Raw genomic sequence first — 22324 nt, forward strand, 5'->3', positions numbered from 1 at the left:
GGAGCATTCCGCCATGCCCGACAGCGCACCGCCCCCGTCCGCCGTGTCCATCGGGCGGCCGCTCGCCAACACCGGGGCCTACGTCCTGGACGGCGGCCTGCACCCCGTCGCCGAAGGGCTGGTCGGCGAGCTCTACCTGACCGGTGACGGGCTGGCGCGCGGCTACCTCGGCAACCCCGGCCTGACCGCCGCCCGGTTCGTCGCCGACCCGTACGGGCCTGCGGGTTCCCGCATGTACCGGACCGGCGACCTGGTGCGCGAACGGCCCGACGGCGAGTTCGAGTACGTGGGCCGGGCGGACGAGCAGGTCAAGATCCGCGGCTTCCGGGTCGAGCCGCGCGAGGTCACCGCCGCGCTGACCGCGCTGCCCGGCGTCGACGGCGCGGCCGTGCTGCCGCTGCCGGACGTCGGCGGCACGCTGCGGCTGGTCGGGTACGTGGTGCCGGCGTCGCTGGACCCGGCCGGGGTGCGCGCCGCGCTGTCCCGTGCGCTGCCCGACTACCTGGTGCCCTCGGCGATCGTGCCGGTGGACCGCATCCCGTTGACCTCCAACGGAAAGGTCGACCGGCGGTCTCTCCCGACGCCGACCGCCGAGACCGCCGGCCGCGCGCCCACGTCACCGCTGGAAGCCCGGCTGTGCGAGCTGTTCGCCGGCGTGCTCGGGCTGCCGGAGTTCGGTGCCGACGACGACTTCTTCGCCCTCGGCGGGCACTCGCTGCTGGCCACCCGGCTGATCGGCGCGATCCGCGCGGAACTCGGCCAGGACCTGTCGCTGCGCGCCCTGTTCGCGCAGCCGTCGCCCGCCGCCGTGGCGGCCGCGCTGACCGAGCTCGGCCGCCCGGCGCTGACCCGGCGCACCCTGCCGGACCGCCTGCCGCTCTCGTTCGCCCAGCAGCGCCTGTGGTTCCTGCACCGGCTCGACCCGGCCGACATCACCTACAACCTGCCGCTGGTGGTGCGGCTGACCGGCCCGCTGGACGTGCGCGCGCTGCGCGCCGCGCTGGCCGACGTCTCCGCCCGCCACGAGTCGTTGCGCACCGTGTTCCCCGAAGGCCCGGACGGCGCACCGCACGCGCAGGTCCTCGACGCCGGCCCGGAACTCGCCGTGATGACCGCCGGCGACCCGGAAACCCTGGTGCGCCAGGAGATCCGCCGCACCTTCGACCTGACCGCCGAGCCACCGGTCCGCTGCACCGTCATCCGCGGCACCGGCGAGCGGCACGTCCTGATCCTGCTGCTGCACCACATCGCGGCCGACGAGTGGTCGATGGGCCCGCTGGTGGGCGACCTCGCCGCGGCCTACCGCGCCCGTCTCGACGGCGACGAGCCGACCTGGACCGAGCTGCCCGTCCGCTACGCCGACTACGCGCTGTGGCAGCGGGACCTGCTGGCCGCCGGCTCCCAGCTCGACCACTGGCGCACGGCCCTCGCGGGCGCGCCGGACGTGCTGGAGCTGCCGACCGACCGGCCACGTCCCGCCGTCGCGGGCCCGGCCGGCGACACCGTCCCCTTCACCATCAATCCCCGCACCGCGCACGCCGTGCGCACGTTGGCCGCGCGGACCGGCGCGAGCGTGTTCATGGTGCTGCACGCCTGCCTCACGGCTCTGCTGCGCCGCCTGGGCGCCGGCACCGACATCACCATCGGCACACCGGTCGCCGGTCGCGGCGACCGCGCGCTGGACCAGCTCGTCGGCTTCTTCGTCAACACCCTGGCGCTGCGGGTGGACACCGCCGACGTCACCACGTTCGAGGAGCTGCTGGCGGCCGTGCGCCGGGTCGACCTGGCCGCGTTCGACCACTCCGACGTGCCGTTCGAGCAGGTGGTGGAGGAGCTGAACCCACCGCGCTCGCCGGCCCACTCGCCGTTGTTCCAGGTGATGCTGGTGCACCGGGCCGGGCTCGCCGAGCGGCTCGACCTGCCGGGCCTGAAGTCCACTGTGGACGTGACCGGGGTCGGCACGGCCAAGTTTGACCTCACCTTCGGCGTGGTGGACACCGGGTCGGCGATGACCGGCAGCGTCGAGTACCGCTCCGACCTGTTCGACTCGACCACGGCCCGCGCCCTCGGCGAGCGGTTCGCACGGCTGCTCGACGCCGTCGCCGCCGACCCGGGCACGCCGATCGAGGACGTGGACCTGCTCTCCGCCCGGGAGCGCGCCGAGGTGCTCGACCGGTGGAACGCCACCGGGCAGCCCGTCCCGCCGGCCACCCTGCCGCACCTGCTGCGCCGTCAGGTGGCGTGGACCCCGGACGCCGTCGCGCTGATCGGCGACGAGCAGCTCACCTACGCCGAGTTCGACCGGCGGGTGGAGGAGCTGGCACAGGTGCTGGCTTCGCTCGGCGCACAACGGGACCGGATCGTCGCCGTGGCCCTGCCCCGGTCACTCGACCTGGTCGTGGCGCTGCACGCGGTGCAGCGGGCCGGCGCGGCGTACCTGCCGCTGGACGTCGACCACCCGGCCGACCGGATCGCCGGGGTGCTGGCCGACGCCGAACCGGTGCTGGTGCTCGCCGACCGCGACTTCCCCGGGTTCCCCGTGGTGCGGTTGGACTCCCCGCTGCCGGAGGTCGACCCCCGCCCGCTGCCGGCGGTGTCGCCGGACGACGCCGCCTACGTGATCTTCACCTCCGGGTCCACCGGCAGGCCCAAGGGCGTCGTGGTGTCGCACCGGGGCATCGTGAACCGCCTGCTGTGGATGCAGGACCGCTACCGGCTCGCGCCCGACGAGCGGGTGTTGCAGAAGACGCCGGCGACGTTCGACGTGTCGGTGTGGGAGTTCTTCTGGCCGCTGCTGGTCGGCGCGACGCTCGTCGTGGCCAAGCCGGACGGCCACCGCGATCCCGCCTACCTGGCCTCGGTGATCCGCGAGCACCGGGTGTCGACCGTCCACTTCGTACCGTCGATGCTGCGGGCGTTCCTCGATGCTGCGGACCACGCTGGCCACACCGCCGCCGCGTGCTCCAGCCTGGCCCGGGTGATCTGCAGCGGCGAGGCGCTGCCGGGCGACCTGGCCCGGCGCTGCCGCGAGCTGCTGCACGTCGAGCTGCACAACCTCTACGGCCCCACGGAGGCGTCCGTCGACGTCACCTCGTGGCAGGTGTCCAACGCCGACGGCGCGTCGGTGCCGATCGGCCGCCCGGTGTGGAACACGGGCGTGCGGGTGCTGGACCCGTTGTTGCGGCCGGTGCCGCCGAACGTGGCCGGCGAGCTGTACCTGACGGGCGTGCAGTTGGCCCGCGGCTACCTCAACCGACCCGGCCTGACCGCCGAGCGGTTCGTCGCCGACCCGTACGGCCCGGCCGGTTCCCGCATGTACCGCACGGGCGACCTGGCGCGCTGGACGGCGGACGGCGTGGTCGAGTTCCTGGGACGCGTCGACCACCAGGTGAAGCTGCGCGGGTTCCGGATCGAGCTGGGCGAGGTGGAGGCGGCACTGGCCGCCGCACCGGGCGTGCGCGCCGCCGCCGTGCTGCTGCGAGCGGGCGCGGGCGGCGAGCCGGCGCTGGTCGGCTACCTCGCCGGCACGCCGGACCTGGTGGAGGTGCGGCGCTCGGCGTCGGCCGTGCTGCCGGACTACATGCTGCCGTCGGCGTTCGTGGTGCTGGACGAACTCCCGTTGTCCGCCAACGGCAAGCTCGATCGCAAGGCGCTGCCCGCGCCGGTCATCGAGAGCGTTGGGTCCCGCGCGCCCGCCACGGCCCGGGAACTGGCGCTGTGCCGGGCCTTCGAGGACGTGCTGGGCGTCCCGGTCGGCGCGGACGACGATTTCTTCGCGCTGGGCGGGCACTCCCTGCTCGCCACCCGCCTGGTCGGCCGGGTGCGCGCCCAACTCGGCGTCGACCTGCCGCTGCGGTCGCTGTTCGCCGCGCCGTCGCCGGCCGCGCTCGCCCTGCTGCTGGACGACAACGGACCGGCCCGCCCGCCGCTGGTGGTCGCCGAACGCCCGGAGGAACTGCCGCTGTCCGCGCCGCAACGCCGGTTGTGGTTCCTGGGCCGCATGGACGGCCCCAACGCCGGCTACAACCTGCCGCTGCTGCTGCGCCTGACCGGCCCGCTCGACGTGCCGGCGCTGGAGGCCGCGCTGGCCGACGTGGTCGACCGCCACGAAACGCTGCGCACGGTGTTCCCCGAGGTGGACGGCCGCCCGCGCCAGGTCGTGCGGGACGACCGCCCGGTGCTGCACCGGGTCGCCGAACTCGACCCCGGGTACGTGTTCGACCTGGCCGCCGAGCCGCCGCTGCGCGCGTCGCTGGCCGTCGACGGCCCGGACGAGCACCGGCTGCTGCTCCTGCTGCACCACGTGGCCGGCGACGAAGCGTCGCTGGAACCGTTGGCCGGCGACCTTTCCACGGCGTACGCGGCACGTTTGCGCGGTGACGCGCCGACGTGGCAGCCGTTGCCGGTGCAGTACGCCGACTACACGTTGTGGCACAACGAACTCCTGACGCAGCTCGAAGAGACGCAGGTCGGGCACTGGACGTCCGCGCTGGCCGGCCTGCCGACCAGGCTGACGCTGCCCACCGACCGCCCGCACCCCGCCGTGGCCGGGTTTTCCGGTGCCCTGCACGGGTTCCAGGTCGACGGCGAGCTGCACGACGCCGTGCGCGACCTGGCCCGCTCTACCGGGACCAGTGTGTTCATGGTGGTGCAGGCCGCCGTCGCGGCGCTGCTGTCGCGCCTGGGCGCGGGCGAGGACATCCCGTTGGGCGCGCCGGTCGAGGGCCGGCCGGACCCCGCGCTGGACCGGCTGGTCGGGTTCTTCGTCAACACCCTGGTGCTGCGGGTGGACCTGGCGGGCGACCCGTCGTTCCGCACCCTGCTGGACCGGGTCCGGCAGACCGACCTGGCCGCGTTCGACCACGCCGACCTGCCGTTCGACCGGGTGGTGGAGGCGGTCAACCCGGAGCGCTCGGCCGCGCACCACCCGCTGTTCCAGGTGATGGTGAGCCACCAGATCGGCGAGCGCCGCCCGCCGGAGCTGGCCGGGCTGACGGCGGAGATCGTCCAAGCCGCCCAGGAGACCTCGAAGTTCGACCTCACGTTCAGCGTGCACGAGGTGCCGGGCGTCTCCGGCATGGCCGGCTTCGTCGAGTACCGCACGGACCTGTTCGACCAGTCCACTGTGGACTCGATGGCCGCGCGGCTGGTGTCGTTGCTGCGCCAAGCGTGCGCCGAGCCCGACCGGGTCGTGGGCGACCTGGACGTGCTGCTGCCCGGCGAACAGGTCGCCGTGCCGGAATCCCTGGCCGCGCCGCTCCTGCCGGACGTGCTCGCGGAGCTGCCCGGTTCGCAGATCGCCGTCACCGACGACCACACGTCGCTGACCTACGGCGAGTTGCGTGACCGCGTGTACGGGTTGGCGCATTGGCTGCGTGACCAGGGCGCGGGTCCGGAACGGGTCGTGGCGATCACGGTGCCGCGTGGCGTCGACTCGGTCGTAGCGCTGCTCGGCGTGCTCACGGCCGGCGCGGTGGCGCTCAACCTCGACCGCGACTACCCGCAGGCCCGGCTGGACGCCATGATCGCCGACGCCGACCCGGTCGTGGTGCTGGACGAGGTGCCGTACGTCGTGGGCACCGCACCGCAGTGGGACATCGCGCCCGAGTCGGCCGCCTACCTGCTCTACACCTCGGGGTCGACCGGCAAGCCCAAGGGCGTCGTCGTTACGCACGCCGGCATCGCGACCCTGCTCGCGGCGCACCGCCGGGACCTCGTCCCGACCGGTGGCGGGCTTCCCGGTGTGCGCCTCACCGTCGCGCACACCGCGTCGTTCTCGTTCGACGCGTCCTGGGACCCGGTGTTGTGGATGCTCGCCGGCCACCTGCTCGACGTCGTGCCCGGCGAGGTCTACCGCGACCCGGCCGCGATGCTCGCGCGGGTCGCCGCCAAGAGGACCGACTACCTCGACTTCACCCCGTCGTACCTGCGTGAACTGGTCAACGAAGGGCTGTTCGCCAACGCCCACGTGCCGCAGGTGATCGCGGTCGGCGGCGAGGCCGTGCCGGACTCGCTGTGGGAGGAACTGGTCCGGTCGGGCGTGCGGGTGCTGAACCTGTACGGCCCCACGGAGTGCACGGTCGACACGTACTGGTGGGACGAGCACGGCGGCCGGCCGGTGGCGGGCAGCGCGGCGCTGGTCCTCGACGCCCGGCTGCGGCCGGTGCCGGTCGGCGTGGTGGGGGAGCTGTACCTGGCGGGCGCGTCGCTCGCCCGGGGCTACCTCGGCCGACCCGGCGCGACCGCCGAGCGGTTCGTCGCGAACCCGTTCGGGCCGCCCGGGTCCCGGCTCTACCGGACCGGAGACCTGGCCCGCTGGACGCCGCACTGCCTGGCCGTGCTGGGCCGGGCGGACGACCAGGTCAAGGTGCGCGGGTTCCGGATCGAGCCGGGCGAGATCGAGTCGGTCCTGGCCGCGCACCCCGCCGTCGACCAGGCCGCTGTGGTGCTGCGCGACGGCAGGCTGATCGGCTACGTCACACCGTCCGAAGTAGACGGTGGTGCGCTGCGTGCGCACGTCGGCGGCGTGCTGCCGGACTACATGGTCCCGGCCGCCGTGGTGGCGCTGGAGACCTTCCCGCGCACCGCCAACGACAAGCTGGACGTGGCGGCGCTGCCCGCGCCGACGTTCACCAGGGGTTCGTCCGAGCCCGCCGACGACACCGAACGCCTGCTGTGCGCGCTGGTCGCGGAGGTGCTGCGGCTGGACGCGGTGAGCCCGACCGACGGGTTCTTCGACCTCGGCGGCGACAGCATCGTCTCCATCCAGCTCGTCAGCCGGTCGCGGGCCGCCGGGCTCGGCCTCACCGCGCGGGACGTGTTCACCCACAAGACCGTGCGCGGGCTGGCCGCCGTCGCCACGCCGCTGGCCGAACCGGACGCCCACGACACCGCCGCCGACGCGCTGGGCGAGGTCCCGGCCACCCCGATGACGGCGTGGCTCGGCGAACTCGACGCCCCGGTGTCCGGCTACCACCAGGCGCTGCTGGTCCGGGTGCCCGGTGAGGAGACCCGGCTGCGCCAAGCGGTCCAGTCGCTGCTGGTCCGTCACGACCTGCTGCGCGCCCGCTTGGTGCGCGGCGAGCGCTGGTCGCTGCACGTCCCGGAGGCCGCGCCGGAGGTGTTCCGGCGTGCGGTCGGTGACGTCGCCGCCGAATCGGCCGCCGCGCGTGACCGGCTCGACCCCGACGCGGGCGTGATGGTGCAGGCCGTCTGGTTCGAGGACCTCGGGCGGCTGTTGCTGACCGTGCACCACCTCGTGGTCGACGCCGTGTCGTGGCGGATCCTGTTGTCCGACTTGGCCGACGCCTACCAGGGAGTCGAGCTGCCGCGCACGGGGGTCGCGTTCCGCACCTGGGCGCGGGAGCAGGCCGACTACACGGCCGACCTCCCGGCGTGGCAGGCGGTGTTGGACGGTGCGGAGCTGCCGTTGGGGCGTCCGCTCGACCCGGCCGTGGACACCGAGGCGACCGTGTGCCGCCTGACGGTCACCGCGCCCGAGCCGAAGAACGCCGACGACGCCCTGCTGACCGCGCTGGCGCTGGCGTTCCGCCGGGTCCGGGGCGTGGCGAGCCTGGTCGTGGACCGGGAAGCGCACGGCCGTGAGGGCGACCTGGACGTCTCCAGGACGGTCGGGTGGTTCACCGCCGTCCACCCGCTGCGCCTCACCCCGGGCGACGGCACCGCGACCGAAGCGCTCAAGGCAGTCCGGGAACAGGTCCGCGCGCTGCCGCCGGTCGCCGGGTTCGGCGTGCTGCGGCACCTGGGCGGTGTCGGGTTCCCCCAGCCGAAGGTCGGGTTCAACTACCTGGGCCGGCTGCCCGCGCCGCAGGACGCCGACTTCGCGGTGGCCGCGGAGAACTCCCTGCTGGTCAACGGGATCGACCCGCGGATGCCCGCCGTGCACGCCATCGAGATCGACGCCGCCTCGCACGACGGCGAGGTGACCGCCACCTGGGCCTGGCCCGCCGGTGTCCTGGAAGAGGCCGAGGTCCGCGCGCTGGCCGACGCGTGGGTGCGGGCGCTGGCCGAGATCCCGGCCGAGGTGCGCACGCCGTCGGACTTCCCGCTCGTCACGCTCTCCCAGTCCGAAGTGGACGGCCTGCCCGCCGGGGTGGTCGAGGTGTGGCCGTTGACCGCGTTGCAGCAGGGCATGGTGTTCCAGGCCGAATTCGACCAGGACGGCCCGGACGTCTACCTGACCCAGCTCGCGCTCGACCTGCGCGGCCCGCTGGACGCCGACGCGCTGCACCGCGCCGCGCAGGGCCTGATCGACCGGCACGCGACCCTGCGCACGGCGTTCCCGGACACCCGGCACGCCTTGGTGCACGGTCAGGTCGACGTGCGCTGGCGGTTCCTCGACGTGCAAGACCAGGACACCGAGGCGGCCGTGCGCCGCATCACCGAGCAGGACGCCGCCCTCCGGTTCGACCTGGGCACGCCGCCGCTCATCCGCTTCACGTTGGTGCGCACCGGAACCGACGAACACCGGCTGCTGATCAGCAACCACCACGTGCTGTTGGACGGCTGGTCGACACCGCTCCTGCTCGACGACCTCTTCGCGCTCTACCAGGGGATCGAGCCGCGTCCGGTCACCGGACCGCACGAGTACCTGCGCTGGCTGAACTCCCGGGACGCCGCCGACACCGCGGAGGTCTGGCGCAAGGCGTTGTCCGGCGCACGGCCGACGCTCGTCGGCGGCCCGTCGGCGAACCGCGCCCCGGCACTGCCGGAAACGTTGCGCACCAGGCTGGACGCCACGCTCGGCACCGCGCTGGCCGACCGGGCGAAGGCGTCCGGCGTCACGCTGAACACCCTCGTGCAGACCGCGTGGTCGTTGGTGCTCGGCGGGCTGACCGGCTCGTCGGACGTGGTGTTCGGCACGACCGTGTCCGGTCGCCCGCCGCAGGTGCCCGGCATCGAGAACGTGGTGGGCCTGTTCATCAACACCGTCCCGGTGCGGGTGCGGCTGAACCCGGCCGAGTCGCTGGCCGCGCTGCTGACCCGCGTGCAGGAGGAGCAGACGGCGTTGCTGGACCACCAGCACGTGAGCCTGTCCGACCTCCAGCGCGACCACGGGGAGCTGTTCGACACGCTCGCCGTCTTCGAGAACTACCCGTTCGACGCGGCCAAGGCCGCCGAACCCGTGCCGGGCCTGAAGGTCTCGGCGGTCGCCGGCCGGGACGCGACGCCGTTCCCGCTCGGCCTGACCGTCACGCCCGGCGAGACCCTGCGCGTCGACATCGAGCACCGGCCCGACGTGCTCGACGCCGAACCCGTGCTGGACGCGCTGTCGGCCGTGCTGGCGGCGATCGCCGGACAACCCGACCTCCTGGTGGGCCGGCTCCCGATCGTGCGGCCCGCGCCGACGCCGCTGGGCGTCCCGACCAACGGGCCGACCATCCCGGAAGCGTTGGCGCGTCAGGTGACCCTGACCCCGGACGCCGTGGCGCTGACCGACGAGGCCGGCTCACGGACGTTCGCCGAACTGGCCCGGGACGTCGACCGCGTCGCGTCCTGGCTCGCCGAGCAGGGCGTGGAACGGGAGCACGTGGTCGGCCTCGCGTTGGCACGCGGCGCGGACGCCGTCGTCGCGCTGCTGGCCGTGCTGCGGGCCGGCGCGACCGCGCTGCCGTTGGACCCGGAGTACCCGGCCGAACGGCTCGCGCTCATGACCGACGACGCCGATCCCGTGCTCGTGCTGCGCGATCTGCCGGACACGGTGGGCACGCGCGACCTGCCGTGGCCGTCGCCGGGCGACGCGGCCTACGTGATCTACACGTCCGGCTCGACCGGACGGCCCAAGGGCGTCGTCGTGCCGCACCGCGCGCTGGCGAACCTCCTTGCCGGGCACCGACGGGACCTCTTCGGCGACGAACGCCGGCGTGTCTCGCACACCGCGTCCCTCTCGTTCGACGCCGCGTGGGACCCGATCCTGTGGATGGTCGCCGGGCACGAACTGCACGTCGTCGGAGAGGACGTCTACCGCGACCCCGACGCGTTCATCGACCTGGTGCGCCGCGAGCGGATCGACGTCGTCGACTTCACCCCGACCTTCCTCGCTCAGCTCGTGGACCGGGGCCTGCTGACGGGCGCGCACCGGCCCGCCGTGGTCTGCGTCGGTGGCGAGGCCGTGCCGGAACAGTTGTGGGACAGGCTGTCCGGAGTCCGGGCGGTGGACCTCTACGGGCCGACCGAGTACACCGTGGACGCCTACCTGCGCCACCGCGACGGTGAAAGCCCGGTCGCCGGCACCACGACCCGCGTGCTGGACGCGGCGCTCCGGCCGGTCGCGCCGGGTGTCGCCGGGGAGTTGTACCTGGCCGGACCCGGCCTGGCGCGGGGCTACCTCGGCAACCCCGGCCTGACCGCTCAGCGTTTCGTGGCCGACCCGCACGGCGCGCCGGGCACGCTGATGTACCGCACGGGCGACCTGGCGATGTTGTCCGCCAACGGCGAGCTGCGTTTCCTGGGCCGGGCCGACGACCAGGTGAAGGTCCGGGGCTACCGGATCGAACTGGGCGAGGTCGAAGCGGCGCTGGCCGCTCTCGACGGTGTCACGGCCGCCGCCGCCGTAGTCCGGGAGCGCCGCCTGGTCGGCTACGTCGTCGGCACGCCGGCGGACGGTCTGCGGGACCTGCTGGCCGCGAGCCTGCCCGCGCACCTGGTGCCCGCGGCGATCGTCGCGCTGGAAGAACTCCCGTCGACCCCCAACGGCAAGCTCGACCGCGCCGCCCTGCCGTCACCGACCGCCACCGACCGGACCGTCGTCGGACCTCGCACCGAGGCCGAACGCGTGGTGTGCCAAGCCTTTGCGGACCTGCTCGGTGTCGCGGTCGGCGTGGACGACGGGTTCTTCGAACTCGGCGGCGACAGCATCGTCTCCATCCAACTGGTCAGCCGGATCCGCGCGGCCGGTTACGCCGTCACCGCGCGCCAGGTGTTCACCGAGCGCACGCCCGCCCGCATCGCCGCGGTGCTCGTCCCGTTCGTGGCGGACACCGCTGAACCGGCCGAGGCCGCGCACGGCGAGCTGCCCGCGCCGCCGATCACCCGCTGGCTGGCCGACCTGGTCGGCGACGAACCGGGCCGGATGTCGGCCTACAGCCAGGAAGTCCTGGTCCGGCTGCCCGCCGCGCTCACCGACGAGGAGCTGGCGGCCGGTCTGCGGGCACTGGTCGCGCGGCACCCCGTGCTGGGCGCACGGCTCGTGCTCGGCGACCCGTGGCGGCTCGACGTGCCCGCGTCGTCGGAGGTCAGGCTGCGCATCGGCAACGCCGACGTGGCGACGGAACTGCGCGCCGCGCAGGACGAGCTGGACCCCGTCGGCGGCGTGATGTTCCGCGCCGTGCGGTTGGGCGAACGGCTCCTGCTGGTGGCGCACCACCTCGTCGTGGACGCGGTGTCGTGGCGGATCATCCTCGGTGACCTGGAAGCCGCGTGCGCGGGCCGTGCGCTGGACCCGGTCCCGGTGTCGTACCGGACGTGGGCCCGGTCGCTGGCCGACCGCGACCCGCACGCCGACTACTGGAACGCGTTGGCGCGCACCGAACCCGTGCTGGGCTCGCGTGGCCTGACCGAGGAGGACACGGCGGCCACGACCCGGCGGCTCGCGGTCACCGTCCCGGCGGAGTCGTTGCTGACGACCGTTCCGGCTGCGGTCCGGGGGACTGTGCAGGACGTGCTGCTCACCGCGCTGGCCAGGGTGGTGCCCGGCTGGCGGCGCGACCACGGCTACGGCGAGTCCGACGAGGTCCTGGTGGACATCGAGGGCCACGGCCGCGACGGCGAGCTGGACCTGTCCCGCGCGGTCGGCTGGTTCACCTGCCTGCACCCGGTGCTGCTGGACGGCCGCGATGACGTCGTCACGGCGTTGAAGCGGGTCAAGGAACAGCTCCGCGCCGCACCCGACCACGGGCTGGGCTTCGGCCTGCTCGGCACGGTCGACGGCGGCCAGATCTGCTTCAACTACCTCGGGCGCGCCATCGGGACGCCCGGCGGGTCGCCCGAAACCCGGCCGTGGGCGCCGGAACCGGACCTGCTGCGCGGCGGCGCGGACCGGCTGCCGGCCGCGTACCCGCTGGAAGTCAACGTGGACGCGGCCGGCGACGCGCTGTCCGCCGTGTGGTCGTGGCAGGACGGTGTGCTGACCGAGGTCGAGGTCGAGGACCTGGCCCGCCGCTGGACCGCCGCGCTCGCCGAGCTCGCCGAGGTCCGGGAGGCCGGCCGCACGCCCTCCGACTTCCCGCTCGCGGCGCTGACCCAGTCCGAAGTGGACGGTCTGCCGCCCGGCGTGGCCGATGTCTGGCCGCTGACCCCGTTGCAGCAGGGTATGGCGTTCCACGCGTTGCTGGACGACGAGGGCCCGGACCTGTACCTCACCCAGCTCACGGTCGACCTGCACGGGGACCTGGATGTCCCGGCGCTGCGCGCGGCCGTGGACGCGCTGGTGGCACGACACGACAACCTGCGGGTCGGCGTGCGCGGCGGGTTCGCGTACGTGCCGGAGACCGTCGAGGTGCCGTGGATCGAGCTGCACGGCGTCGACCCGGACAAGTTCCTCCAAGAGGACCAGCGCGTCCGATTCGACCTCGACTCGCCGCCGTTGCTGCGCTGCGCGCTGCTGCACCTGGGCGACGACCGGTTCCGGTTCGTGTTGAGCAGCCACCACCTGTTGCTGGACGGCTGGTCGACGCCGCTGCTCATCCAAGAGCTGTTCGCGCACTACGGCGGTGAGCGGCCGGCCGCCGTGCCGCCGTTCCGCCGCTACCTGGAGTGGCTGGGGGAGCGGTCGGGCAGCTCGCTGGACGTGTGGCGGGACGCTTTGGCGGGTGTAGAGCCGACGCTCGTCAGCCCCGACGCGTCGCGGGACGCGGTGGACCCGGAGGAGATCGCGGTCGAGCTGACCGAGGACCTGACCCGGCGGCTGACCCTGCTGGCGCAGGAGCTGGGCGTCACCGTCAACACGGTCGTGCAGGTCGCCTGGTCGATCTTGTTGGGCCACCTGACCGGTCGTGACGACGTGGTGTTCGGCGCGACGGTGTCCGGCCGACCGGCCGAGATCCCGGACGTCGACGCGATGATCGGCCTGTTCATCAACACCGTCCCGGTGCGGGTGCGACAGGACCGCGACGAGACCTTCCGGGACCTGGTGACGCGGGTCCAGCGCGAGCAGGCGGTGCTGGGCGAGCACCACCACGTGGCGCTGGCGGATCTCCAGCGGGGCGTCGGACAGCTGTTCGACACGCTGGTCGTGTTCGAGAACTACCCGTTCGACCCGGAGACGGCGGCACACCGGGTCGGTGGCGTCACGATCGCCGGCGTCGGCGGCCGGGACACCACGCACTACCCGTTGGCCCTGTCCGTGCTGCCGGGCGTGCGGTTGCGGCTGCTGCTGGAGTACCGGCCGGACCTGCGGGACGCGGCCGAGGTCGGCCGCATCGGTGACCGGCTGGCGGCGCTGCTGGCGAACGTCATCACCGATCCGGACGCGCGGCCGTCGCGCACGAAGGCCCTGCTGCCCGGTGAGGTCGACCGCCTGACGGCCCCCGCGCAGCCGGTCGAACTCGTCACCGACGTCCTGCGCGCGCAGGCGGACGCCACCCCGGACGCGGTGGCCGTGGTGGCGGACCGGACGTTGACCTTCGCCGAACTCGACGCGGAGTCCGACCGGCTCGCGGCGTGGCTGGTGGCCAACGGCGCGGTGCCGGAGCGGTTCGTGGCGCTGGCGCTGCCCCGCACGGCCGACGCCGTCGTGGCCATCTTCGGCGTGCTCAAGTCCGGCGCGGCGGTGCTCCCGATCGACCCGGACTACCCGGCCGAGCGGATCGCCCACGTGCTGGCCGACGCGAAGCCCGTGCTGCGCTTGGACGAACTGCCCGAACTGCCCGAACCCGGCACGGCGGTCGCGATCCGCGCCGACAGCGCGGCCTACGCGATCTACACGTCGGGCTCGACCGGCACCCCGAAGGGCGTGGTGGTCCCGCACTCGGCTCTGGCCAACCTGTTCGCCTCGCACCAGGCGACGCTGTTCGGCGACCGCAGGCTCAAGGTCACGCACACCGCGTCGTTCTCGTTCGACGCGGCCTGGGACCCAATCCTGTGGATGCTGGCGGGCAACGAGCTGCACCTGCTCGACGCCGACACCTACCGCGACCCGGACCTGGTCCTGGACCTGGTGCGGGAGCGCGGCCTCGACCACCTCGACTTCACGCCGACCTACCTGGCGCAACTGGCCGAGCGGGGACTGTTCGACAGCCCTCCCGCCGTGCTCTGCGTCGGCGGCGAAGCGGTACCTGAATCGTTGTGGCACAAGCTGACCGCCGCCGAGACCGAGGTCTACGACTGCTACGGCCCGACGGAGTACACCGTCGACGCGTACGTCCGGCACACCGACCGGACCGTCACGCCGGTCGCCGGCACGTCGCTCTACGTCCTGGACGCGGCGCTGCGCCCGGTCCCGCCGGGTGTCGTGGGCGAGCTGTACCTGGCGGGACCGGGCCTGGCCCGGGGCTACCTCGGGCAACCCGCCCTCACCGCCGCGCGGTTCGTCGCCGATCCGTTGGGAAGTCGGGGTTCGCGTGCCTACCGCACCGGCGACCTGGCCCGCTGGACCGATGTCGGCGTGGAGCTGCTGGGCCGGGCCGACGACCAGGTCAAGGTGCGCGGCTACCGGATCGAACCGGGCGAGGTCGCGGCTGTCCTGACGGCGCACGCCAAGGTGCGCAACGCTGTCGTGGTGGTGCGCGAGAACCGGCTCGTCGGGTACGCCGAGGGCGACGCCACCGCCGCCGACCTGCGCGAGCACGCCACCCGCGTGCTGCCCGAGCACATGGTGCCGTTCGTCGTCGTGCTGGACGAACTCCCGTTGCTGCCCAATGGGAAGGTGGACCGGGCGGCGCTGCCCGCGCCCGAACTCCGGTCCGGTGCGTACCGCGCGCCGACCACGGCGGCCGAGGAAGTGCTGTGCGGCCTGTTCGCCGATCTGCTCGGCGGCCAGCGGATCGGCGTCGACGAGGGGTTCTTCGACCTCGGCGGCGACAGCATCGTCTCGATCCAGCTGGTCAGCCGGGCCCGCGCGGCCGGTGTCGTGATCACCCCGCGCCAGGTGTTCGACCTGCGCACGCCCGCCGCGCTGGCGGCCGTCGCCACCACGGCGACCACCGCCGAACGCCCGGAGGAAGCCTGGGGCGAGGTGCCGCCGACGCCGATCGTGCGCTGGCTGCTCGACCTCCCCGCCGGCGCGAAGGGCTTCAGCCAGGCCGTGCTGCTGCGCACGCCGGAGCTGACCGAAACCCGGCTGCGCGCCGCGCTGGACACCCTGGTCGGCACGCACGACATGCTGCGCGCCCGACTGGTCGGGCAGGCGCTCACCGTCGAGCCGACCGGCAGCGCCGACCTGCGCTGGCTGGACGGCGAGGTCGACTGGGCGGCCGAAGCCGCGCGGGCGCAACGGGAACTCGACCCGGAACGCACGATGGTCCGGGCAGTCGGGGCCCGCGGCAGGCTGCTCCTGGTGATCCACCACCTGGTCGTGGACGAGGTGTCCTGGCGGATTCTGATCCCGGACCTGGCCGCGGCCTGCCGGGGCGAGTCCCTGCCCGCCACCGGCACCTCCTTCCGCCGCTGGGCCCGCACCCTGACCGCGCTCGACCTGAGCGCGGAGATCCCGCACTGGCATCGGGTCCTGGCCGCCGACGAGCCGCTGCTCGGCGCGCGCCCGCTCGACCCGGCGCGGGACACCACGGCCACCATGGCGCACTTGCGGATCACGGCCGGCGCACCACCGGCGGAGGTCGCCAAGGCGTGCCACGCCCGGATCGACGACGTGCTGCTCACCGCGCTGGCCCTGGCCGTGCGCGAGGACGGCGGTCCGGTCCTGGTCGACCTGGAGGGTCACGGCCGCGCGGACATCGCGCCGGACGTCGACACCTCCCGGACGGTCGGCTGGTTCACCTCCATCCACCCGGTGCGGCTCGAACCCGGCTCCCGCACACCGTTGAAGACGGTCAAGGAGCAACTGCGCGCCACGCCGTCGACCATCGGTTTCGGCCTGCTGCGCGACCGGCTCCCGGAGCGGCCCGGCCCGCAGATCGCCTTCAACTACCTCGGGCGCGCCACGGCGGCACCGGACGGCGAGTGGACCCCGGCACCGGAGAACACCGGCCTCGCGGGCGGTGCGGACGCCGACATGCCCGCCACGCACGCGGTGGAGGTCAACGTCGAGGACGTGGCCGGTGAACTGGTCGCGACCTGGTCGTGGCCGTCGGGCGTGCTGACCGGGACCGAGGTCCGGGCGCTGGCCGAGCGGTGGGCGCACCACGTGGCGGAACTGGCGCGCAGCACCGAGTCCGGCCACACCCCGTCCGACTTCCCGCTGGTCGCGCTGACCCAGCGGGACGTGGACGCGCTCGCGCACGACGTCGAGGACATCTGGCCCGCCACGCCGTTGCAGGAGGGCCTGTACTTCCACGCGCTGCTGGACGACGACGGTCCCGATGTGTACACGGTTCAGCTCGCGCTGGACCTGACCGGCCCGCTCGACGCGGAGCGCCTGCGGCAGGCCGCCGCCGGACTGCTGCGCGACAACCCGAACCTGCGCGCCGGGTTCCACACCGCGCCGAGCGGCCGGGTGGTCGCCGTGGTGCCCAGGCAGGTCGACGGCTGGTGGCGGGTCACCGACTCGCCGGATGCCGCCGAGGAGGACAAGGCCCGGTTCGACCTCACCGCCCCGCCGCTGCTGCGCATCACGGTGCAGCGCACGGAAGGCGGCCACCGGCTGCTGATCACCAACCACCACCTGCTGCTGGACGGCTGGTCGACCCCGTTGTTCGTGCAGGAGCTGTTCCGCCGGTACGCGGGTGAACCGCCCGTGCGCCGGACGCCGTACCGCGAGTACCTGCGCTGGCTCACCGCGCAGGACCACGGGGCCGCGCTCGACGCCTGGCGCAAGGCACTGTCCGATGTGGATGGTCCGACGCTGGTCGCCCCGCCCGGCGACCGGGAGCCGATGCGGCCCGACCAGGTGCAGGTGGAGCTGTCGGCGGAGCTGACCGGCCGGCTGGAGTCCTGGGCGCGCGGCACGGGTGTCACGTCCAACACCGTCGTGCAGGTGGTGTGGGCGCTGGTGCTCGGCGGGCTCACCGGCCGCACGGATGTCGTGTTCGGCACGACCGTCTCCGGCCGCCCGCCGCAGGTGCCCGGCGTCGAGGACATGGTGGGGCTGTTCATCAACACCGTCCCGGTCCGGGTGCGGCTCGACCCACACGAGACGGTGGCCGCGCTCGCCGCCCGGGTCCAGCGCGAGCAGGCCGACCTGCTAGACCACCAGCACATCGGCCTGGCCGAGATCGGCGAGCTGTTCGACACGCTGGCGGTGTACGAGAACTACCCGTACGACCCGGAGGCGGCCGCCGAGTCGTTCGACGGCGTGCGGGTGACCGGGGCGGTGGACCAGGACGCGACGCACTACCCGCTGAGCCTGTCCGTGCTGCCCGGTGCGAACCTGGTGCTGCAACTGGGCTACCGGCCGGACGTGTTCGGCTCGGCGGAGATGCGCGCCCTCGGTGCCCGGTTGCGCTCGGTGGTCGAGCAGGTCGTGGTCCGCCCGGACGCGCGGGTAGGCACGCTGGAGCTGATCACCGCCGCCGAACGCCGCCAGGTCGTGGAGGCGTTCAACGACACGGAGATCGACGACCCGATCCGCACGGTGCCGGAGATGTTCACCGAGCACGCGCGCCGGAACCCGGACGCGATCGCGGTGGTGTGCGAGGACGTCCGCCTCACCTACCGTGAGCTGGACGAGCGCTCGGCGAAGCTGGCCAACGTCTTGGCGGCCCGCGGTGCACGCCCGGAGGCCACGGTGGCCCTGGCGCTGCCGCGTACCGCGGAGATGGTGGTCGCGGTGCTGGGCGTGTTGCGCTCCGGCGCGGCCTACCTGCCGGTGGACCCGTCCTACCCGCCGGCACGGATCGCGCACCTGCTCCAGGACTCCGCACCGATCGCTGTATTGTCCACTGTGGACACGAATCCCACCGGTGATGGTCTCCTGCTGGACGACCCGGCCTTCCGGGAGCTCTGGGACGCCGCGCCGGCCGTGGAACCCGAGCACGGGCTGCGACCGGAGCACCCGGCGTACGTGATCTACACGTCCGGCTCGACCGGCCTGCCCAAGGGGGTCGTGGTGACCCACGAGGGCGTTCCGGCACTGGTCGCCACGGCGACCCGGTCGCTGGGCGTCACGGCGGAGTCCCGCGTCCTGCTGTTCGCGTCGATCAGCTTCGACCTGGCGTTCTTCGAACTCGCCATGGCGGTGCTGGCCGGCGGCACGGCGGTCGTGGTGCCCACGCACCGCCGGGTCGCGTCGCACGAGCTGACCGAGTACATCGCGGAGCACCGCGTCACGCACATGGCGCTCCCGCCGGCCGTGCTGGGCGCGCTGCCGGAGGAGTGCACGCTCCCGCAGGGCGCGACGCTGTTGTGCGGCACCGAAGCCGTGACGCCCGAACTGGTGCACAGGTGGGGCGGCGTGGTCCGGTTCAACGACGCGTACGGCCCGACCGAGGCGACCGTGAACTCCACGCTGTGGGCGCACTACGAGAGCTGGGACGCCCGCAAGGTGCCGATCGGCGTGCCCGACCCGGGCACCCGCGCGTACGTGCTGGACGCGGCGCTGCGACCGGTCCCGGTCGGCGTGCCGGGCGAGCTGTACCTGGGTGGTGCGGGCTTGGCGCGCGGCTACCACGGCAAGCCGGGACTGACCGCGCTGCGGTTCGTCGCCGACCCGTTCGGCCCGGCCGGTTCCCGGCTGTACCGCACGGGCGACCTGGTGAGCTGGCGCGAGACCGGTGATCTGGACTTCCACGGCCGCACCGACGACCAGGTGCAGCTGCGCGGGTTCCGGGTCGAGCCGGGCGAGGTGGAGAACGTGCTGGCCGCGCTGGAGGGCGTGCGCCAGGCGGCCGTGGTGCTGCGCGAGGACCGGCCGGGCATCAAGCAGCTCGTGGGCTACGCGACGACCGACCGCGAACCCGAGGACCTGCGCGCCGAGCTGGCGAGCGTGCTGCCCGAGCACCTGGTGCCGGCGGCGGTCGTGGTGCTCGACAGCTTCCCGTTGACACCCAACGCGAAGCTCGACCGCAAGGCGCTGCCCGCGCCGGAGTTCGCGGGGCACTCCGGCGCACGGCCCCGGACCCCGGTCGAGCGGCTGCTGTGCGGCGCGTACGCCGAGGTCCTGGGCCTGCCGGAGATCGGTCTGCACGACGACTTCTTCGCGCTGGGCGGGCACTCGCTGCTGGTGGTGCGGTTGCAGGCGGTGCTCGGCACGGCCCTGGGCCGCACGGTCGGCATCCCCGACCTGATCGCGAACCCGACGCCGGCGGCGCTGGCGGCGAACCTGGGCGACGGCTCGTCCGGCACCCGGCCGCTGCTGCCGCTGCGGGCGCGGGGCGGTGGCGCGCCGCTGTTCTGCCTGCCGCCGGCGGCCGGTCTGGGCTGGTCGTTCGCGGGACTGGCCCGGTTCCTGCCGGACCGCCCGCTGTACGCGTTGCAGGCCAGGACGTTGAGCACGCCCGGGATGCGCCCGCCGACGGTGGAGGAGATGGCGGAGGACTACCTGGCGCTGATCCGCGAGGTGCAGCCGCACGGGCCGTACCACCTGCTGGGCTTCTCGCTCGGCGGCCTGGTGGCGCACCGGATGGCGAGCCTGCTGCGCGACCGGGGCGACCGGGTCGCGTTGCTGGCCATGCTCGACGCCTACCCGCCCGGCGGCCCCGAGCGCACCGAGGTGAACGACGCGCACCGGTTCCTGCTGGCCATGGCCGGTCTCGAACTGTCCGATGTGGACGACCGGGACCGAGTGGTGGACGAGGTGCTGGCGCGCGGTGCGCTGGGCCTGGACCGGGACGCCCTGCTGGCCGTGGTGGACAACCTGCTCGCGTCCGCCGAGCAGGTCGCGGGCGCGAAGCCGGACGTGTTCGACGGCGACCTGCTGCTGTTCACCGCGGCCCGCGAGGAGCCGGAGGCCGCCTTCACCCCGCAGCGCTGGCAGCGGCACGTGACCGGCCGGGTGCGGGTGGTCGAGGTGGACGCGCTGCACGACGAGATGACCGACCCCGACGCCCTCGCGGTGATCGGCCCCGTCCTGGACCAGGAGTTCCCGTCATGACCGCCACCCTGCCGCTGTCCGCGGCGCAGACCTCGATCTGGTTCGGCCAGCAGCTGGACCCGGCCAACCCGGTCTACAACACGGCCGACTACGTGCTGGTGGAGGGGCCGGTCGAGCCCGAGCGAATGGAACGCGCGGTGCGCGCGGCGGTCGCCGAGGCGGAGTCGCTGCACGCCCGGTTCGCGCTGGAGGGCGACGAGCCCCGGCAGCGCCACGAGCCGCGCGACTGGCCGTTCCCGGTGCTGGACCTCTCGGCCGAGCCGGACCCGCCGGCGGCGGCCGAGGCGTGGATGCGCGCGGACGTCCGGACCCCGGTCGACCTGGCCGAGGGGCCGCTGTTCGCGCAGGCGTTGCTGAAGCTGGCCGACGACCGCTGGATCTGGCACCAGCGCGTGCACCACATCGCGGTGGACGGCTACGCGTTCTCGCTGCTGGCCCGGCGGGTCGCCGACCTGTACACCGACGGCGGCGGCACCGCGTTCGGGCCGTTCGCGAAGGTGCTGGCGACCGAGGCGTCCTATGTGGACTCCGGGAAGCCGGCCGTGGACGGCGGGTTCTGGCGCGACTACCTGGCGGACCTCCCCGAGCCGCCCGGCCTGGTGGACCGGCTGGCGGGCATCGGCGACCACACCGTGCGGGCGACCGCGCAGGTGCCCGCCGAGGCGTTGCGCGCGTTGGCGACGCAGGAGAACGTCGGCTGGCCGGATGTCGTCACGGCGGCCGTGGCGGGCTACCTGCACCGGGCGACCGGCGCGGACGAGGTGGTGCTGGGCCTGCCGGTGATGGGCCGACTCGGCACGCCGCTGCTGCGGGTGCCCTCGATCGTGATGAACATCGTGCCGCTGCGCATCCCGGTCAGCTCGGGCGACACCCTGCCCGCGTTGGCCCGGGAGGTCGCCGCGCAGGTCAAGCGGACCAGGCCGCACCAGCGCTACCGGCACGAGCAGATCCGCCGCGACCTCTCGCTGGTCGGCGGCAACCGCAAGCTGTTCGGGCCCGTCGTCAACGTGATGCCGTTCGACAACGACCTGAGGTTCGACGGGCACCGGGGCCGGATGCGCAACCTGGCCGCCGGGCCGGTGGAGGACCTGGCGGTCGGCGTGCGGGACTTCTCCGACGGTTCCGGGCTCAGCGTGGAACTCGACGGCAACCCGGCGCTGTACGACGAGAGGACCTTGGTCCGACACCGTGACCGCCTGTTGCGCCTTCTGGACGAAGGAGTGCGCGTTTCTGATCGGCCGATCGGCCGAATCCCGCTGGCGGACCGGGTGGTCCCGCGCCGGGAGCCGCTGCCGCCCGCCCCGGACGTGGTGGACCTGATCCGGCGGCGGGCCGCCGAACGGCCCGACGCGATCGCCGTCGAGCAGGGTGACGCCCGGTTGACCTACGCCGAGCTGGTCGCCGAGGCCGACCGGCTGGCCGGGCGGCTCAGGGAGCGCGGCGCGGGCCCGGACGTGCTGGTGTCGTTGCAGTCGCGGCGGCGGCCGGAGACGATCGCCGCGCTGCTCGGCGTGCTGTTCGCGGGAGCGGCCTACGTGCCGCTGGACCCGGACGCGCCCGAGGAGCGGACCAGGGCTGTGCTGGAGGCGGCGAACCCGCCCATCCGCATCACCGACGTCATCAGTGGACGGACGCAACCCGTTGCGGGACAGGCGAGGCCGGGCAACCTCGCGTACGTGGTGCACACCTCGGGCTCGACCGGGCGGCCCAACGGCGTGCTGGTGACGCGGGAGGCGTTGGCGGGGTTCGTCCGGGCGGCGGGCGAGCGGTACGGCATCACGGCGGAGGACCGCGTTCTCCAGTTCGCCGCGCTGCACTTCGACGCGAGCGTGGAAGAAGTGTTCGTCACGCTGTGCGCGGGCGCGGCGCTGGTGTTGAGGAGTGACGAGATGACCGCGTCGATCGGCGGGTTCCTGCGGGCCTGTGATGAATCGCGCGTCACATTCCTCGATCTCCCGACGGCGTTCTGGCACGAGGTCGCGCACGCCGTGGACGGTGGGGAGGAGCTGCCGCGATCGGTGCGGGCGGTGGTCATCGGCGGCGAGGCCGCGCTGGCCACGAGGGTTGCGCAGTGGCGCGCGACCGGTGTTTCCTTGATCAACACCTACGGTCCGACCGAGGCGACGGTGGTGGCCACGGCCGCCGACCTCTGCGCGTGAT

General features: G+C 73.9%; 2 protein-coding genes. Both read left to right on the forward strand.

Annotation, left to right across the window (positions count from 1 at the left end; translation table 11 throughout):
• Positions 1-13 precede the first annotated feature (13 nt).
• Positions 14-20164 carry a non-ribosomal peptide synthetase gene (locus BN6_RS13050; protein WP_015100117.1) on the forward strand — a complete coding sequence of 6717 codons (20151 nt, stop codon included), beginning with the start codon at positions 14-16 and terminating at the stop codon, positions 20162-20164.
• Positions 20161-22323 (forward strand): condensation domain-containing protein, encoded by a 2163-nt coding sequence (locus BN6_RS13060; RefSeq protein ID WP_015100118.1) that lies wholly within the window; start codon positions 20161-20163, stop codon positions 22321-22323. Before BN6_RS13050 ends, BN6_RS13060 begins: the two co-directional genes overlap by 4 nt.
• Position 22324: the final 1 nt, after the last annotated feature.

The organism is Saccharothrix espanaensis DSM 44229 (assembly GCF_000328705.1).
GTDB classification, from domain to species: domain Bacteria; phylum Actinomycetota; class Actinomycetes; order Mycobacteriales; family Pseudonocardiaceae; genus Actinosynnema; species Actinosynnema espanaense.

Excerpts from the sequence above, each read along its gene's own strand:
- BN6_RS13050 (WP_015100117.1), top strand. The coding sequence starts at position 14 with ATGCCCGACAGCGCACCGCCCCCGTCCGCCGTGTCCATCGGGCGGCCG.
- BN6_RS13060 (WP_015100118.1), top strand. The coding sequence starts at position 20,161 with ATGACCGCCACCCTGCCGCTGTCCGCGGCGCAGACCTCGATCTGGTTC.